Here is a 15,273-nt window from a genome sequence, read left to right on the forward strand (position 1 = left end):
CACGGATGGTGGGGATGCATCCGGAGAGCGTGCGGCGGTGGAAACGCCTGTGGGAGCAAGGCGGGGCCCAAGCGCTGCGGCGACGGTCAGCCACGGGACGGCCACCCAAGCTGGATGATGCCCAAGTCGGGGTGGTCCGGGCCGCGTTGGAACAGGGTGCTCAGGCGCACGGGTTCGAGGCGGACTTGTGGACCCTGGAGCGGGCCGGAGTGGTGGTTGAGCGGGTGATCGGGGTGAAGCTGGCGCGGGCGTCGGTGTGGCGGCTGCTGACTGGACGGCTGGGGTGGAGTCTGCAGCGGCCCAGACGCCAGGCCGTCGAGCGGGACGACTCGGAGATCGCCCGATGGGTCGCCCAGGAATGGCCGCGCATCAAAAAGGGGCGGTGAAGAAACGTGCATGGATCGTGTTCTTCGACGAATCGGGCGTGTCGCTGCTGCCTCAGGTCCGCCGCACCTATGCGCCCCGCGGCCGCACACCCACGCTGCGGCACCGGCTGAACTGGAAACGCGCCGGGATGGCCGCTGCGCTGGGCTACCACGCCGCTGACCCCGGGCGTGGCCCGCGGCTGTGCTTCCACCTCAAGCCGGGCAGCTACGACACCGCCTCGTTGATCGATGTGCTGGAACAGGTCAAATCCTTCTACGCCGGTGAGCCGGTGGTGCTGGTGTGGGACGGGCTGTCCGCGCACTGGAGCCGGACATGCGGGCCTGGGCGGTGGACCAGGACTGGCTGACACTGGAGCGGCTGCCCGCCTACGCACCCGCACTCAACCCCATGGAACTGCTCTGGTCGGCCATCAAGACCCGCGAGCTCGCCAACCCCGCCGGCGACCACCTGGCCGATGTCGCCGACGCCGCCGAACGCGGCATCCACCGCGTCTGCTCCAACAACCAACTCCCGTGGTCCTTCCTCACTCACACCGGACTAACCATCCACCCCAAAACACCACAGAACTAACGAAAACCTCAGTAGTTACCGGCGGCGCCGGCTTCATCGGCTCGCATCTGGTCAAGCAACTGCTCCGCGCCGACGACGTCACGGGGGTGACGGTCCTTGACGCGATCACCTATGCGGGGCACATCGAAAACCTCCGCGAGGAGCTGCACTGCCCGCGGCTGACCTTCGTCAAGGGCACGATCCTCGACCAGGAGCTGGTGGACTATTACGTGCGGCGCAACTCCGCCATCGTGCACCTGGCGGCCGAGTCCCACGTCGACCGTTCGTTCTATGCGGCCAGCACCTTCGTGATGACGAACGTGCTGGGTACGCAGATTCTGCTCGCCGCGGCGAAGCGGTTCGCCACCAAGCGTTTCGTGCACGTGTCGACGGATGAGGTCTACGGTCCGTTGGCGTCCGGGTCGGCCAGCGAGGAGGACGCGCTGCGGCCCTCCGTTCCCTACGCCGCCTCGAAAGCGGCCAGCGACATGATCGCCCTTTCGTACTTCCGCACGTTCGGCGTCCCGGTGTGCGTCACCCGGTCCTCCAACAACTACGGGCCGTGCCAGCACGCGGAGAAGATCATTCCGTTGTTCGTCACGCGCCTGCTCCGAGGCGACCAGGTCACCTTGCACGGCAAGGGTGAGCACGTCCGCAACTGGCTCCATGTGGAGGACAACTGCCGCGGACTGGACCTGGTCCTGCGCCACGGCGTGCCCGGCGGGATCTACAACATCGGGGGAGGCACGGACCTGACGAACAAGGAGCTGACCGGGCTCCTCCTGGCCGAGTGCGGCGCCGACTGGGACGCGGTGTCCTACGTGCCCGACCGGCGCTCCAACGACATCCGGTACTGCATGGACTGGTCCAAGCTCCGCCGCCTCGGCTTCAAGCCTCAACGGACGCTGAAGAAGAGCCTCGCCGAGACCGGGTGGTACCGCGACAACCCGGACCGCTGGCCGCCCGTGCGGCGCGACCCCGACGCCCCGATGGCGGAAGTCGCCGTCGCGATCGCAGGAGCGTGAGGGCCATGTCCTTTGACCGGCAGCCTCGCCCCCGGCGCATACTCGTCACCGGTGTCGGCGCCAGCCCCGGCTTCGCTCTGGCGCGCCGCCTGCAGGGCCTGGGGCACCGAATCATCTGCACGGACGCCGAACCGCTGGCTCCCGGCCTGCTGCTCCCTGACACCGTCGCCCGCGTCACACCCCGGGCCGATCACCCCGCCTACGGCGCCGCCGTGATCCGGCTGTGCCGCGACACCCGGGCGGACGCGATCATGATGGGCATTGAGAACGATCTTCTGCCGCTCTTGCGGGCGCAGCGAGCCCTGGCGGGGATGGGCGTGCGGCTTTGGCTCCCGGACATCACGTCCGTCGAGACGTGCCTGGACAAAGCCGTCTTCCATGATGTCCTGACCGATCACGGCATTCCCACCCCACGGACCCTGCTTCCGCACCAGCTCCACGAACTGCCCGCGGAGGGGGAGTTCGTGGTGAAACCGAGACGCGGCCACGGAGCGCAGGACGTGTTCTTCTGCACCACGCGCGAGCAGGCCCGTGTCCTGTGCGAACTGGTTCCCCAGCCGTTGATCCAGCAAAGAGTCCGCGGCATGGAGTTCACGGCCGACTGCCTCGTCGACCGTGCAGGCCGGGTGTCGGCGGTCCTGCGTCACCGCAACCTCGTCAAGGGCGGCCTCGCCGTGGTGGCCACCACCTTCTACGACGAGAGAGTCGAGCAACGGGTCAAGGAGACGCTCGCGGCCGTCGGCGCGGCCGGCCTGTGCTGCGTCCAGGGCTTCGTCACCGACACCGGGACCGAGCCGGTGCTGATCACCGAACTCAACGTGCGTGTCGCCGGCGGGTTCGTGCTGGCCGAGGCGGCCGGGGCCGACCTGATCGCCCAGACCGTCAACGGCCTCTTCCACCTCCCCGTCGACCACGACCGGCTCGCCTACCGGTGCGGGATCTTCCTGACCCAGTACACCGAGACACTGGCCACCGGGGACCGGACCTCCCTTCCCACCGCGCAGGAGACACCGTGAACAACACCTCAACGCAGCCCGGCACAGGCCGCAACGCCAGCCCGTACCTCTACGGAAGCGAGCAGGCCGCTGTCGCCCGGGTGCTGGCCGGCGGGCACTACGGCCACACCCGCATCGTCGACGAATTCGAAGAGAGCGTCGCCCGCTTCCTCGGCGTCCCGGACGCCATCGCCGTCTCCTCCGGCACCGCCGCCCTGCACACCGCACTCGTGGCCGCCGGAGTCACCACCGGCATGGACGTGATCGTCCCCTCGCTGACGTTCTGCGCAACGATCCAGGCCATCCTGCACTGCGGCGCCCGGCCCCGCTTCGCCGAAGTGGATCCCGCCACCCTGTGCCTGGACCCCGCGAGCGTCCTGGACGCCCTCACCGACTCCACCACGGCCGTGATGCCCGTCCTGTACGGCGGCCGAGCCGTCGACCTGCGCCCCATCCGCGCCCTCCTCACCGAGCGCCGGATCACGGTCATCGAGGACGCGGCCCACGCCTTCGGCTCCTACCACGGCCTCCACCCGGTCGGCGCCACCGGGGAGTTGACCTGCTTCAGCTTCGGCCCCATCAAGAACCTCACCTGCGGCCAGGGCAGCATGATCATCCCCCGCAGCGCGGGGGAAGCCCACACGATCAGGGAGCTGCGCCAGATCGGCGTGGTCGACACGGCCGCCCAGCGCGCCGCCTCCACCACCTACCGGGTCACCACGGCGGGCTTCCGCTACCAGATGTCCGCCCTCAACGCCGCGATCGGCGGCGCCCAGCTCGCCCACTTCGCCACGACCGCGGCGGCGCGCAGGCAGCTGTGGCGCCACTATCAGAGCGCCCTGAGCGGCGTCTCGGGCGCGGCCCTGGTGGATGTCGACGTGGACCATTCCGTCCCGCATCTTGCTGTCGTCAAGGTCCCCGCCCGCGACCGCGTCTGGACGCTCATGCGCGAACAGGGCATTGGCGTCGGCGTGCACTACCCGCCCAACCACCTGCAGCCCGCCTTCGCCCCCTGGCGCCGCCCCCTGCCCGTCACCGAACGAATCAGCCGGCAGATCCTGACGCTTCCGTTCCACCAGCATCTGACCGGCGACGACATCCACTACGTCGTCTCCGCCCTCCAGCAGGCCCTCAAGGAGACCGGAGCCCACCCGTGACCTCAGCCCATGCCCCACGCCGCATCCTGACAGTATGTCTGGGCAACTACTGCCGCAGCCCGTTCGCATGCCTCGTCCTCCAGATCCAGGGAGGCGGTGCACTGGAGGTCCGGTCGGCGGGCCTCATCGACAAGTGGGTTGGCGGCCCCGCCCACCCCAACATGATCAAAGCCGCCAAGGCGTGCGGCTACGACCTCACCAGCCACCAGGCGACCCAAGTCGACAAGCCCCTACTCGACTGGGCGGATCTCATCCTCGCGATGGACCACTGCCTCCTCGACCAACTCCACCTCCTCGGCGGAGAAGACACCACCGCCAAGCTGCGGCTCTACCTCGACGACGGCCAGGACGTCCCCGACCCCATAGGCAAACGACTGAAGGACTTCGCCGACTGCGCCGCGATCATCGAAGCCGGCGCCGCACACCATCTGTCGTAGAGCACCGCGGGCGCTCGACCAGCCTCAGCTCCGGGCCGCGGCGGACAGCACCACATCCACCAACCGCTCGGCAGCATCAGGACGCCCATGCGACCGGGCCCGCTCCGCCATCTCTGCCCGGGCCTGCGGATCCGTGAGCAGCGGCGCCACCGCGTCACGCAGCCGCTCCGAGGACACCTCCCCGACCAGCGCGACAGCTGCTCCTGCCTTCTCCAAGTGTTGGGCGTTGTGAGCCTGTTCGTTGCCCGCCGAGGTGGCCAGCGGAACAAACACCGCCGCCTTGCCCAGCGCGGTCAGTTCAGCGATCGTCCCGGCCCCGCTGCGGGAAACGACGACGTCGGCCAGAGCCAGCACATCGGGCAGTTCCGTCCCGACGTACGCCGTCAGGTAGTAGCGACCTGCCACCTCCGGAGCTAGCGTCGCGGTCCGTCGCCGCAGGCCTTCCAGGTTGTCGGGACCGCACTGGTGGACCACGTTGGCGTGGCCCAGCAGCCATGGCAGCAGATCAGCGACCAGATCGTTGATCTGCTGCGAACCCTGCGCCCCGCCCGTGACGTACACCGTGGGAAGGCGCCGGTCGAAACCGCGCAGATCCAAAGCCTCAAGTGCCTTTTCGGGCTGCCCCGTCAGCACCTCGGGCCGAATGGGATTACCGGTGACCACCGCCGCACCACGCACCGACTCGGCCAGGAGCGGCAGGGTGGACTCCGACGACACAGCGATGCGCGTGGCCGCCCCCGCCAGGGTCCTGTTGGCCAGGCCCAGGCGGACGGTCTGCTCGTGCACCACCAGCGGTACCCGGCACAGCCGGGTAGCGGCCACGCCGACCGGAACAGCAACGTACCCGCCGGTCGCGAGCACCACGTCAGCACCGAAGTTCGCAATGACCTTGCGAGCCTGGAGAACGCCGAGCGGCACCCGGCTCATGTCCCGCACGTTCGCCGGCGACACGATTTTCAGCGGATTGCTGGAACGCCGAATCTTGCCCACGGCGACCGACGTGAAAGCGAACCCCTCGGCAGCCGCGACCCGCGACTCCAGACTGTTGTCCTGTCCCACCCACAGAACATCCAGCGCCTTCTTGGCTGCGGCGAGGCGTGCCTGCAGCGTGTGGACAGCGGTGAGAGCCGGGTAGGTGCGCCCACCGGTCCCGCCGCCAGTGACGATCAAACGGAAGGTCCGCTCGAAACCATGGACACCGCTGTTCACAGACACGCTCCAGTACATATCGAACTGATATCTCAGGCTGCCCTCGAAGCCTTATCCGAACTCAGCCGCAGCCCTGAGCCTGCCACATCTGCGGGAGCACACTGCACCGGTCGGTCATGATCTGTGAGGCTGCCAGGCGTGAGGGGAGAAGCTGAAGCAGAAGAGGCGGAACTGCCTCACGGCTGCCAGGGCGCCTGGGGACGGGACTAATTGAGGCGGGCGGCCTGCTGGAGCGTGCTGCGGCCATGCTGGCGCCTCGCCTTGATCCGAGTGCGTTCTTCTGCCACTCGTCCTGGTGCCCGCTGTAGAAGGCGCCCACAGGGCCGTTGAGCTGAAGCGGCTGGCGGCGCATAAGGCCCCATGATGGACCGGCCGCTCGCTACGCTCCGGAAATACGTGCTGCACAGTGGACCTGAGGAGTCGTGGACATCCGTACAACCCAGAGGATGGCCTGGGACCGCAAGCTGGCCAAAGGCTTCAACACCACCGAAGTTGCACTGGAGTTCGGACTTCTCACCGCAGAGATCGGTGGAGCCTCCACCGCATGGCGCAAAGGCCTTCCGGATTTCGGTGAAGAGCTGGCGGACGTCGCAATTTACGTCACAGCACTCGCGGAGATGATGGGGATCGACTTGCAATCCGAAGTGGAACGCAAACTCAACAAGAACCGGGAACGCGTCTATGTGCGGGATGAGCGGGGCGTAGCAGTACGCGTCCGTGACTCGGCGGACGGCTGACACCTCGCCCGTACCGGAGTCCTCGGATATTGCACTGTCCGCAATCTCGGGGTGCCGCAACTGCAGCAGTCCGGCCCCCGGGATCTGCTTACTCGTTCGTCAACCAAGAACCAAGCGCACGGGGAAGCTGCTTGGTACACGAGAGGTGCGTCGACATGTCTGGTAGGGGAGACCCTGCATCGGCTGTTGCCCGGCCGGGCCTGCGATGGACTCAGGCTTGGCCGGGCTGCTACGTCCAGGATCGGCCGCGGGTCGTTGTCAGGTTCCAGCGCAGTTGGTGAACGTAGTCCTGGTCCGGGCGCTGTAGATGCTCGCGCCGCCGTTGGCGTCGTACTTGAGGGGCACGGTGATGGTGTCGTCGGCGGTCCACGGGAAGCCCTGGGTATCGAAAGTGAAGGTTCCGGTGGCCTTGGTGGCCAGTTCGGACAGTGCGACCCACCCGTACTGGCGTGGGGGCACGGACACGGTCAGCTTGTTGCCCATCTCCTGCTTGAGGTCCACGGTGGTTGCGCCGTTGACCTCGGCGGTGACATCGAGTTTGAGGCCGATGAGGTCGCTGCCGAGGGTCAGGCTTCCGCCCAGTTTGAAGCCGATGGTGTTGCTCCAGCCCGAGCTGGTGCTCAGGCTGAACTCCCACGGGATCGTCGTGGAGGTGTCGTTGAACCAGATCGGGGAGACGCAAGTCTCTGGCAAGGTGAACGGCGGTGTCTGGGTGGTTGTGGACCACGAGCAGGTCGAGGTGTCCTTGGCGCACCGGGCGGCCGCGTAGTCCACGGCGGTGTTCCACGCCGTCTGGTAGACCTCGGCGGGCAGCGTCCACTGCTGATAGGGCCTGTTGTCGCAGCGGTAGGTGAACACGAAGTTATCGGTGTAAGGAGGCATTTGGACGGTCAGGCAGGAGTTGTCGCCGACCTGGCGGATCCTGAAGGCCTTCTGCGCCGATCCGGAGATGGGCTGGAAGTACCACTGCTCGGTCGCACGCCCGTCACAGGGCTGTTGCCGCAGTTGGTAGCCAGCGGTGCTCAGGTCCATGCACTTGCCGGTGGTGGTGTTGACGATGGCGAACCCCGAGCCGAGGCTGGTGCCTGTGTTGATGCGCCAGCCCGTGGCGGAGCCCGGCGCCGGGTTGACGGAGATGGCCGCGTTGTCGTCGTAGCTGCCGCCTTGGACGTCCAGCAGCTTTCCGTTGCTGACGTTGGTGAACGTGAGCTGGATCAGCGCCGTGGCCGACGCGCCGCCGTCCTCGTGCGCGGCAGCGGGGGACGTCATGACTCCCACGGCCACGCACAACACCGCGATGACCACGCTTGGTCTTCGCCACGAGAACCTTCTGCGCTTCGCCTTTGGTATCGCCACTGGTGTGGTCCTTTCGTTGTGCGTAAGTCCTCTTCGTTTCCGGCAGTTGCGAGGCGTTCAGTTGCCACGCGTTCTGTTCCAGGTCTGCTTGCCTTTCTGGACCGCGAGCGCACCAAGGAACGTCAACGGCATGGTGCCGGCCGGGTCGATGTCTGCATGCTGTGGATGAACGACACCTTCGAATGCTCTTCCGCCCGCCTCGGCCTGATCCCTCGTGGCTTTGGCGTTGGATTCCAGTTCAGCGGCGGTGTGCGCCGCGTCGTTCACAGTGCCGCCGGGGCAGGTGCAGGGTTTTGTGCTGGTGAAGGGGTTTCCGGTGATGCTGTGGACGGGGCAAGCGGTGTTGTGGACCAGGATGTAGGTGGCAGCGGCGCCCACGCGGTACGTGTGGATGCGGCTGACGCTGAGGTTGTAGACGGTCTGGCCGGGGACCTCGCCGCGGTCGCGCACCGAGGTGACGCGCGTGATGCCGGACGAGTCGCGGACGAGGTCGCCCGCCTTGATGTCACCGGCGTTGACCCAGCCGCGGCCCTGAACCCAGATCGGGTGGCCGGCGGTGGCCGTGATCGTCACTGATCCGGGCGCACCGAAGCTGATGTCGATCAGATGCTTGGCCCCTTGCCCGATGATGACGCCGGCGACAGGTTCGCCGGTCGTGGCATTGGTGGCGGGGTCGGTGGCCTGGACCTGGTCGCCCTCGTGGACCTCGCTGATTGGTTTGGCGGTGCCGTCGGCCATCACCACCTGGGTGTCAGGGGCGAAGGAATTGCACTTCTCTGCGGCCTCCACGGCCTTGCCGACGGTCGAGGCCTCCTTGGCGGCGGTCTTGGCCATGGTGCTGGCGAGTTTGCCGCCGGGGATCATGCCGAGTGCGTCCATGGCGGCGGCGGCCTTGTTGCCTTGGGCGAGCTGGCCCGCCACGGCTACTCCGGAGGCGACCGTGCCGACCGGTCCGGGCACGTAGGCCACCACTTCGGCGGCGGTGGTCGCGACGTGGACCACCGATTTCCAGCTGAAGGTACCGGCGAGGTCGAGGCCGTTGATCGGGTCGGCGTTGACGTAGTCGTAGTCGTTGGCCGAGCCGCCCGACACGGGGTCGACCTGGAGGAAGCGGCCCAGGACGGGCAGGTAGACGCGGGCGCCCATCTCGATGGTCTGCTGTCCGGCCAGGTGCTCGACCGGTCGTTCGTGCTGGCCCAGCCAGCCGAAGTCCATGCCGCCAGCGGCGGTGGCGGGGATCGGGAGGTCGGTGAAGGCGCCGGTGGCGGGGTCGATGGTCTGACCGAAGGGGTCGTAGAGGTGGAGGTCCCCGGTGCGGGTGGCGGCCCCGTCCGTGGTGAACAGGACGTCGCCATGCAGGTTGGGGTAGGACCAGTTGGTGGTGGCGGCCTGGTCGTAGTTCTTGGTCAGCAGCACCCCGCCGGGCAGCGGCACGATGCGCTGGAGCAGGCTGCCGTCCTTGTCCAGGAAGAGGTCCGCGTCGTCGTGCTTGGAGCTGTAGGAGTAGCGGGTGGTCCCGTTCTTCGAGGCGTCGGTGGCGCCGGTGACGGTGCGGGCGGTGAGCCGGTCGGACGAGTCCCGGGTGTAGGAGATGGCGGTGCCGGACGCGGTCGTGGTCCGGATGTGCCGTTTGGTGGAGTCGTAGCCCAGGGTGTCACCGCCGAGCTTGACCGCGTCGCCGTGCGAGTCGTACGTGGCGGTCAGCGCGAGGCCGCCGCTGGTGGAGGTGAGCCGGTCGGCGTCGTCGTAGCAGTAGCTGGTTGTGACCGCCGCGGCGCCGTTGAAGCTGTCGGTGGATGCAGTGCGGTTGGCGTTCAGGCCGGCCGTTTTCGCCGTCCCGCAGCCGTCGGCCGGGTCGAACCGGTAGGTGAGCTGGTGGTGTGGGACGGTCGCCGCGACGAGCCGCCCCACGGTGTCGTAGGTGTAGGCGTAGGTGGCGGCGGTCTTGCCGTCCGCGGTCACCACGTCGTCGGTGATGCGGTTATCGCGGGAGCGGGTCACCGTGTCGATCACCGTGGATGAGGCAGTCTTCCACGTCAGAGCCGTTGGCTGGCCTGTGCCGTTGCGTATTAGCGAGTCCAGGCGGGAGCCGTTGCCGTAGGCGACGCCGGCCAGTTCGGTGGCCCCGTCGTAGGAGGGGGTGGCGACGGTGGTCCCGTCCACTTTGACCTGGGTCAGCTGGTTGGCGTCGTTCCAGGCGTACGCCACCGTGCTGGACACCCCCTTGACCGTGGTCGTGTCATTGATCAGTCGCCCGACCTGGTCGTAGGTGGACTTGGAGGTGACGTTGTTGGCGTCGGTGTAGCTGATCTCCTGGCCGAGCAAGTCGATCACGGTGGTGATCGAACCGTTCTCGTCGCTCACCTTCGACGTCAACGGGTCACCGCCAACCGCGTAGTCGTAGCTGACCGTCCGCGCCGGCTTGTCCCCGTACGCGGGCACGCTCTTCTTGGCCATCCGGCCCCGCGCGTCGTAGCTGGTGCAGATCCACGCCTCGCCGTTGGCGCGCTCGGCTACCACCCGCCCGGCCTCGTCGTACACGGTCTCGCCGGTGAGCGCCGGTCCATCGGCCGGTTTGGCCCCAGTACTTGTCTTGGCCATGCCGCCCTGGTTGGCGGTCGGGGCGCTCGCATCGCACGGGTTGGTACGAGTTTCGGCGTCGCCGTAGTAGGTGGTCGTGTTGCGACGGGCGGGGTTGGCGAGGTCGCCCGCGGGCATGGCCGTGGCCAGCTTGCGCAGGAATCCGTCGCCCGGCCGCTCGTAGGTGGTCCGGGCGGTCAGGCCCAGTCCGCCGGGGTCGGCCGTCGTGGAGGTGGTGAGTCCGTACACCGGGTCGATGCCCGCTGCCGGGTCGGAGTAGCTGGTGGCGCTGCGCTTGGACGGTGCCCGTTCCTTGTCGCCGCCGGAGGTGTCCTCGGTGGTGGAGCCGGTCGCCCACCCGTACCGGGGCGCGAGGTTCTTCCCGGGGACCGGTACCGGCGCGCCGGTACCGGGCTGGGTCCAGGTGAAGGCCAGTGCGCCGGTCGTGCCGGAGCGGTTGTAGTAGTCCACGCGGACGCGATGCCAGCTGTCGGCCGAGGTGTTGGTGTACTTGCCGGTGACCGCGGTGCTGGGCTTGTCGCTCCAGCTGTCGACGGTGAGCACGTCGTCGACCCACAGCCGCACCCCGTCGACGGCGGTGAAGCCAAGGCCGTAGTCCCCGGTGGCAGGGAGCTGGACCTCGCCGGTGAATCGGCCCGACCAGCCACTGGTGTTGACCACCGGCGGGCTCGCTCCCCACGACTGCGCCAACGCTCCGTCACTGGCACTGGCACCGACCCCGGTGGCGAACGCCTGGGGTATACCTGCCAGTTCGGGATTGCCGTAGAAGGCGGCCGAGAGCCCGGCCAGCCCCTCGTCGTAGCTCGTGTGGGTGTGCGGCATCTTGGCTGCGCACGCCGACGTCGGAGTCTGGCCGGTGAAGCAGGCTGCAGGTGCGGGCCCGTACTTGTCGACCGGGCGATCGGCATGGTCGTAGACAGTGGTGGAGCGCCGGCCCGCGCTGTCGACCGACGCGGTGGCCTGGTCTTTGGCGTTCCACTCCGCGCTGATGCTCGCCCCGGTGAAGTCGGTGGTGACCAGGGTGCGTCCGGCGTCGTCGTAGGTGACGGTGCGCGAGCGGGTGGCGTCGTACACTCCGGCCAGGGCCACGGTGGCCTGCTTGCGCTCCAGGTAGTACTGGTAGAAGTGCTCGGCGCGTTTGTCGCTGGAGCGGCCGTCCGGGGCCGGGGCCAGTACCTGGACCGCGCGCAGGGCCGGCGGCTCCTGAGGTTGTTCGGTCACGGAGTCGTAGCCGATCACCGTACAGGCGGCAGCGGTATCACCGGTGTTGGTGCAGCCGTTCTCCGCGGACGGGGCCTGGCGGGCCACCCAGTCATAGGCCAGGCTGCCGCGCAGGGTGGCCAGCGGCCCGATGCTGTCCAGGGCCTTCTGCTTCTCCTCCTCGTTGTCGCCCGCCTGGTCGTAGCGATCCTTGGCCGAGGCCCGGCCGACGTAGTCGAAGTCCTGCATGGCCGCGCCGGGGTTCTCGATCCGGGCCAGCGTGCCCATCTGGTACCACAGCCGGGTTTCGGTGCCGTCCCAGTAGCGGATCCGGCACAGCATCTGCGCCGGGGCCGCATCCGACCCGGGCGGGCGCGAGACTCCGCCGTAGCAGCTGTCGCTGCCATCGGTGTTGTAGAACAGCTGGTGTGACCGGCCGGACACCGGGTCCTTGATCTGGGTCAGCCGCGGCGGCGTCCCGCTGTAGAGGTATTGAAGGGCGGCGGGCTTTTTGCCGTCCAGGACCGATTCCACCGCGGCCAGCGTGCCGTCGGGGTTGAACAGCGACACCGTGTCGCCCTCGGTGAGCGTGATCCGGCCCGTGTTGTCGAAGGCGAGGACCCCGTCCTCACCCACCGGCGGCGTGTATCCGCCCGCCGATGCCTTGGCCCAGGTGTGCTTGCCGCCGGCGGAATCGGTGAGCACCACGGAGCCGTCCAGCATCTCGGCGTGGCTGTAGCCGCTGGACTGCGCCGACAGCGTCCACCCGGCCGGCAGCGACTGGGTGTCTCCGGCCATCAGCCATTCCGTCGGCACGATCCGGGGATCGAGGTTGTGGCTGCGCTGGGCATCGCTACCGGTGCTGCTCTTGGCCCACAGCACCATGCGGGGGCGCTGGTCGGAGTGGTGATACAGCTCGACACGCAGCGGCACCAACTGACCAGCTTTCAAGGCCACTTCACTGCTCTGGTGCGGGCCGGGCAGCAGGAAGTCGTCCCCGGGATCAGCGGGGTTGGGGTTGTCGTAGACCAGCTTGTCGCCCACCCACACTCGCGCGCCGTCGGTGTGCCCGCCGGCGAACCGGAAGTCTCCCGTGACCGGGGCCTTGAACTGGCCCTCCCAGCGCACCACGAACCAGTTCTTGTCCAGTGCTGGCGGCATCGGGTTGTCCCGCCACGGCCGGTTGTCCGGGTTGCCGGTCCACGGGATGCCCCAGTCCAGGTTGACCTGAGACTCACCGCGCACCATCACCGGGAGCGCATCCGGGCTGCCCGCGTGTCGCGAGTCGTTGAAGTACGAGGCGCGCACGCCGTGCGGCGCGCCCTGCCGGGAGTTGTAGGCCAGGCTCACCCCGGCCGACCCGCCCACCGTCTGGAACGCCGGTCCGGCGGCCTCGACGTGCGCGTTGCCGTTGAACAGGTTCACTGTCACCGGCCCCAGGTGGTCGGTCGGAGCCGGCCCCGGATCGCCCACCCGCTGGTTGACCGTGAAGTGCCCTACCCACTGCGGCGGAGTCGCCGTCGTCGCGCCCGAGGTCGCGGTGGCCGCGGTCCAGGTATAACGGCCCCCGTCGTGCAGCACATGCTTGGGCACCGTCCACTGCGGCTGATCCAGGCACCCGGAGTCCACCACACTGCCCGAGCGGCCGTCGAACCCCGTGGAAATCTTGAAGCAGTACAGGACACCATCCCCGACCCCGGCCACCTGCAGTGCTGGCGTCTCGGTGCCCACCACCGCGCCGTCGACCGGTGAGACCAGGCTGGTCTGCGGCGCCGCCGGGTCTGCGGCGCGCACCGATCTGCGCGCGTCGAACCGGGCGTGCTTGCCGACGGCCAAGGGCGCGAAGTCGGCCTTCGGCGGCTTCGACTCAGCCTGAGGCTTCTGCTTGACCGCTGTCGGAACCGACAGGATCGACAGGTTCCGCGGTACCTCCCGCGACTTCGCCGACGCCGTCGTCGACGGCAGGGCCGCCGCCTGCGCCAGTGACACCACCAACACCATTGCCAGCGCGGATACGATCATCCGCAACCAGGACCGCGCGAATAACCGCGCTCTGCCGCCGCCCCTGGACAAGGGTCCTCCCGCATTGTCGACGCCCGCCGGGACCGCGGCCTGGCAGGTCACGGTCCCGCCAGTTCCGGTCCCGGCCAATTGACCGGGGCAACGACTGAGATCTTGCGGGACCGGCGGGCCGAGGGGAACAGATTCGGTACACCTTGACTGGAATCACTGAACCGCCGGGCTTTTACGGAACCACCCGCCCCAAGGACTGGCGGTCACCTTCACATCCATCTGTCAGGGCCATGACCAATACCATGCTCTCGGGTGCCTCTAAGCGGAGGCTGCGGAACTGATCAGCACCTACACCCCACTTGGCCGGAACCGAACCGCCAGGGTTCTGACCGACGGAGAGACTCGACCCGGCTGCGGATGCCTCCCAGACTGTGGAGAGGGCCCTCCTGCCTGGTGAGTATCGGCCGAGTACGGCAAGTCCGCGCGCGTTCGTCGGCTCTTCCGGGGCGAAAAGCTACGGCCAGGCGCGCTGCAACAAGTGGCTTTGCCGCGTACTCGGTGTCGTCCGCAGTATCTGCACGGTCACCGCATCCTTTTTGCGCGTGCTCGACTGCGACGAGCCTGAGCACAGCAGACCCCATACACCCGTCGCCGACAGCGCCTGTCTGACGCGCTGCGTGCACAAGCCCCAGTTTCGGGTGGGGGACACCGGTCCTGCCCAGGCCGTGGCATGTAAGAGGTCCTAACAAAAGCGGGTGCTGGTGTGCCTGTCGGCTTGGATGCTCGTTGGTGTGGGTGTGGGCAAGAGACAGTCGCGGCCGTGGGTTGTGTCGGATGAACTGTGGTCGCTGGTGGAGCCGTTGTTGCCGCAGCCGGGGCCGAAGCGGGTCGAGGGCAGGCCACGGGTGCCGGACCGGCAGGCCCTGTGCGGGATCCTGTTCGTGCTGCATACCGGGATCCAGTGGGAGTACCTGCCGCAGGAACTCGGTTTCGGTTCGGGCATGACGTGCTGGCGGCGGCTGGCGGCCTGGAACGAGGCCGGCGTGTGGGACGAGCTGTATCTGGTCCTGCTCAGGAAGCTACGGTCGGCCAGGCAGCTTGACTGGTCGCGGGCGGTGATCGATTCCTCCCACGTCCGGGCGGCACGGCGGGGCCCAAAAGCGGTCCCAGCCCGGTCGACCGTGCACGGCCGGGCAGCAAGCACCACATCCTCACCGACGCCCAGGGCATCCCGCTCGCAGTGTCGCTGACGGGAGGCAACCGCAACGACGTCACCGAGCTGATCCCGCTGCTGAACAAGGTGCCTGCGGTCACCGGCCTGGTCGGCCGGCCGCGCAAACGGCCGGCCCTGCTGTTCGCCGACCGTGGCTACGACCACGACAAATACCGGGAGAAGGTGCGCATGCTGGGCGTGAGACCAGTGATCGCCCGCCGCGGCGTCCCACACGGCTCCGGTCTCGGCGTCTACCGCTGGGTGGTGGAACGCACCATCGCCTGGTTCCACGGCTTCCGGCGCTTACGCATCCGCTGGGAACGACGTGATGACATCCACGAAGCCTAATTCGTTCTCAACAGCCCATACAGAGCGGTTGTCGCTCCAGCGGGTT

At 68.1% G+C, this 15,273-nt stretch carries 11 protein-coding genes and 1 pseudogene; 9 read left to right on the forward strand and 3 right to left on the reverse strand.

Translation table 11 applies throughout. The features are described from left to right. The 7 genes and pseudogenes from IE206_RS43380 to IE206_RS41725 form a co-directional block, all read left to right on the forward strand. A partial coding sequence (locus tag IE206_RS43380; protein WP_189971934.1) for a winged helix-turn-helix domain-containing protein occupies positions 1 to 386 on the forward strand: 386 nt, incomplete at its 5' end. After that, positions 359 to 733 (forward strand): transposase, encoded by a 375-nt coding sequence (locus IE206_RS43080; protein WP_229853393.1) that lies wholly within the window; start codon positions 359 to 361, stop codon positions 731 to 733. The genes IE206_RS43380 and IE206_RS43080, both read left to right, overlap by 28 nt. After that, positions 700 to 957, forward strand: a complete 258-nt coding sequence (locus IE206_RS43085) for a transposase (RefSeq protein ID WP_229853394.1) — start codon at positions 700 to 702, stop codon at positions 955 to 957. The genes IE206_RS43080 and IE206_RS43085 overlap by 34 nt, the downstream gene beginning before the upstream one ends. 11 nt (positions 958 to 968) lie before the next feature. Next, positions 969 to 1,961: pseudogene (locus tag IE206_RS41710) on the forward strand (dTDP-glucose 4,6-dehydratase); the annotation flags it as partial. A gap of 5 nt (positions 1,962 to 1,966) precedes the next feature. Further along, a complete protein-coding gene (locus tag IE206_RS41715; protein ID WP_189971938.1) occupies positions 1,967 to 2,977 on the forward strand; it encodes an ATP-grasp domain-containing protein in 1,011 nt (336 codons plus the stop codon). Next, positions 2,974 to 4,113: a DegT/DnrJ/EryC1/StrS family aminotransferase gene (locus IE206_RS41720; RefSeq protein WP_189971940.1), complete on the forward strand. Its 1,140-nt coding sequence runs from the start codon at positions 2,974 to 2,976 to the stop codon at positions 4,111 to 4,113. Before IE206_RS41715 ends, IE206_RS41720 begins: the two co-directional genes overlap by 4 nt. Beyond that, positions 4,110 to 4,550, forward strand: a complete 441-nt coding sequence (locus IE206_RS41725) for an arsenate reductase/protein-tyrosine-phosphatase family protein (RefSeq protein WP_189971942.1) — start codon at positions 4,110 to 4,112, stop codon at positions 4,548 to 4,550. Before IE206_RS41720 ends, IE206_RS41725 begins: the two co-directional genes overlap by 4 nt. Positions 4,551 to 4,574: 24 nt before the next feature. On the opposite strand, the gene IE206_RS41730 is transcribed toward IE206_RS41725, so the two are convergent. Continuing rightward, a complete protein-coding gene (locus IE206_RS41730) occupies positions 4,575 to 5,777 on the reverse strand; it encodes a UDP-N-acetylglucosamine--N-acetylmuramyl-(pentapeptide) pyrophosphoryl-undecaprenol N-acetylglucosamine transferase (RefSeq protein ID WP_189971944.1) in 1,203 nt (400 codons plus the stop codon). Between the two features lie 428 nt (positions 5,778 to 6,205). On the opposite strand from IE206_RS41730, the gene IE206_RS41735 reads away from it, so the two are divergent. Further along, positions 6,206 to 6,496 (forward strand): MazG-like family protein, encoded by a 291-nt coding sequence (locus IE206_RS41735; protein WP_229853396.1) that lies wholly within the window; start codon positions 6,206 to 6,208, stop codon positions 6,494 to 6,496. A gap of 258 nt (positions 6,497 to 6,754) precedes the next feature. On the opposite strand, the gene IE206_RS41740 is transcribed toward IE206_RS41735, so the two are convergent. Together IE206_RS41740 and IE206_RS43385 are read right to left on the reverse strand one after the other, a co-directional pair. Then, positions 6,755 to 7,765, reverse strand: a complete 1,011-nt coding sequence (locus tag IE206_RS41740; RefSeq protein WP_189971947.1) for a ricin-type beta-trefoil lectin domain protein — start codon at positions 7,763 to 7,765, stop codon at positions 6,755 to 6,757. A 144-nt stretch (positions 7,766 to 7,909) separates the two neighbouring features. Then, the gene (locus tag IE206_RS43385) at positions 7,910 to 13,642 is read right to left on the reverse strand and encodes a PA14 domain-containing protein (protein WP_189971949.1); all 5,733 of its coding nucleotides are present in this window, start codon (positions 13,640 to 13,642) and stop codon (positions 7,910 to 7,912) included. An 803-nt stretch (positions 13,643 to 14,445) separates the two neighbouring features. On the opposite strand from IE206_RS43385, the gene IE206_RS41750 reads away from it, so the two are divergent. Then, a protein-coding gene (locus IE206_RS41750) for an IS5 family transposase (protein WP_229853399.1) occupies positions 14,446 to 15,227 on the forward strand; the annotation gives its coding sequence in 2 pieces (ribosomal slippage) (positions 14,446 to 14,812 and positions 14,812 to 15,227; 783 coding nt in all). Positions 15,228 to 15,273: the final 46 nt, after the last annotated feature.

The organism is Streptomyces violascens (genome assembly GCF_014649955.1).
In the GTDB taxonomy this organism is placed as follows: domain Bacteria; phylum Actinomycetota; class Actinomycetes; order Streptomycetales; family Streptomycetaceae; genus Streptomyces; species Streptomyces violascens.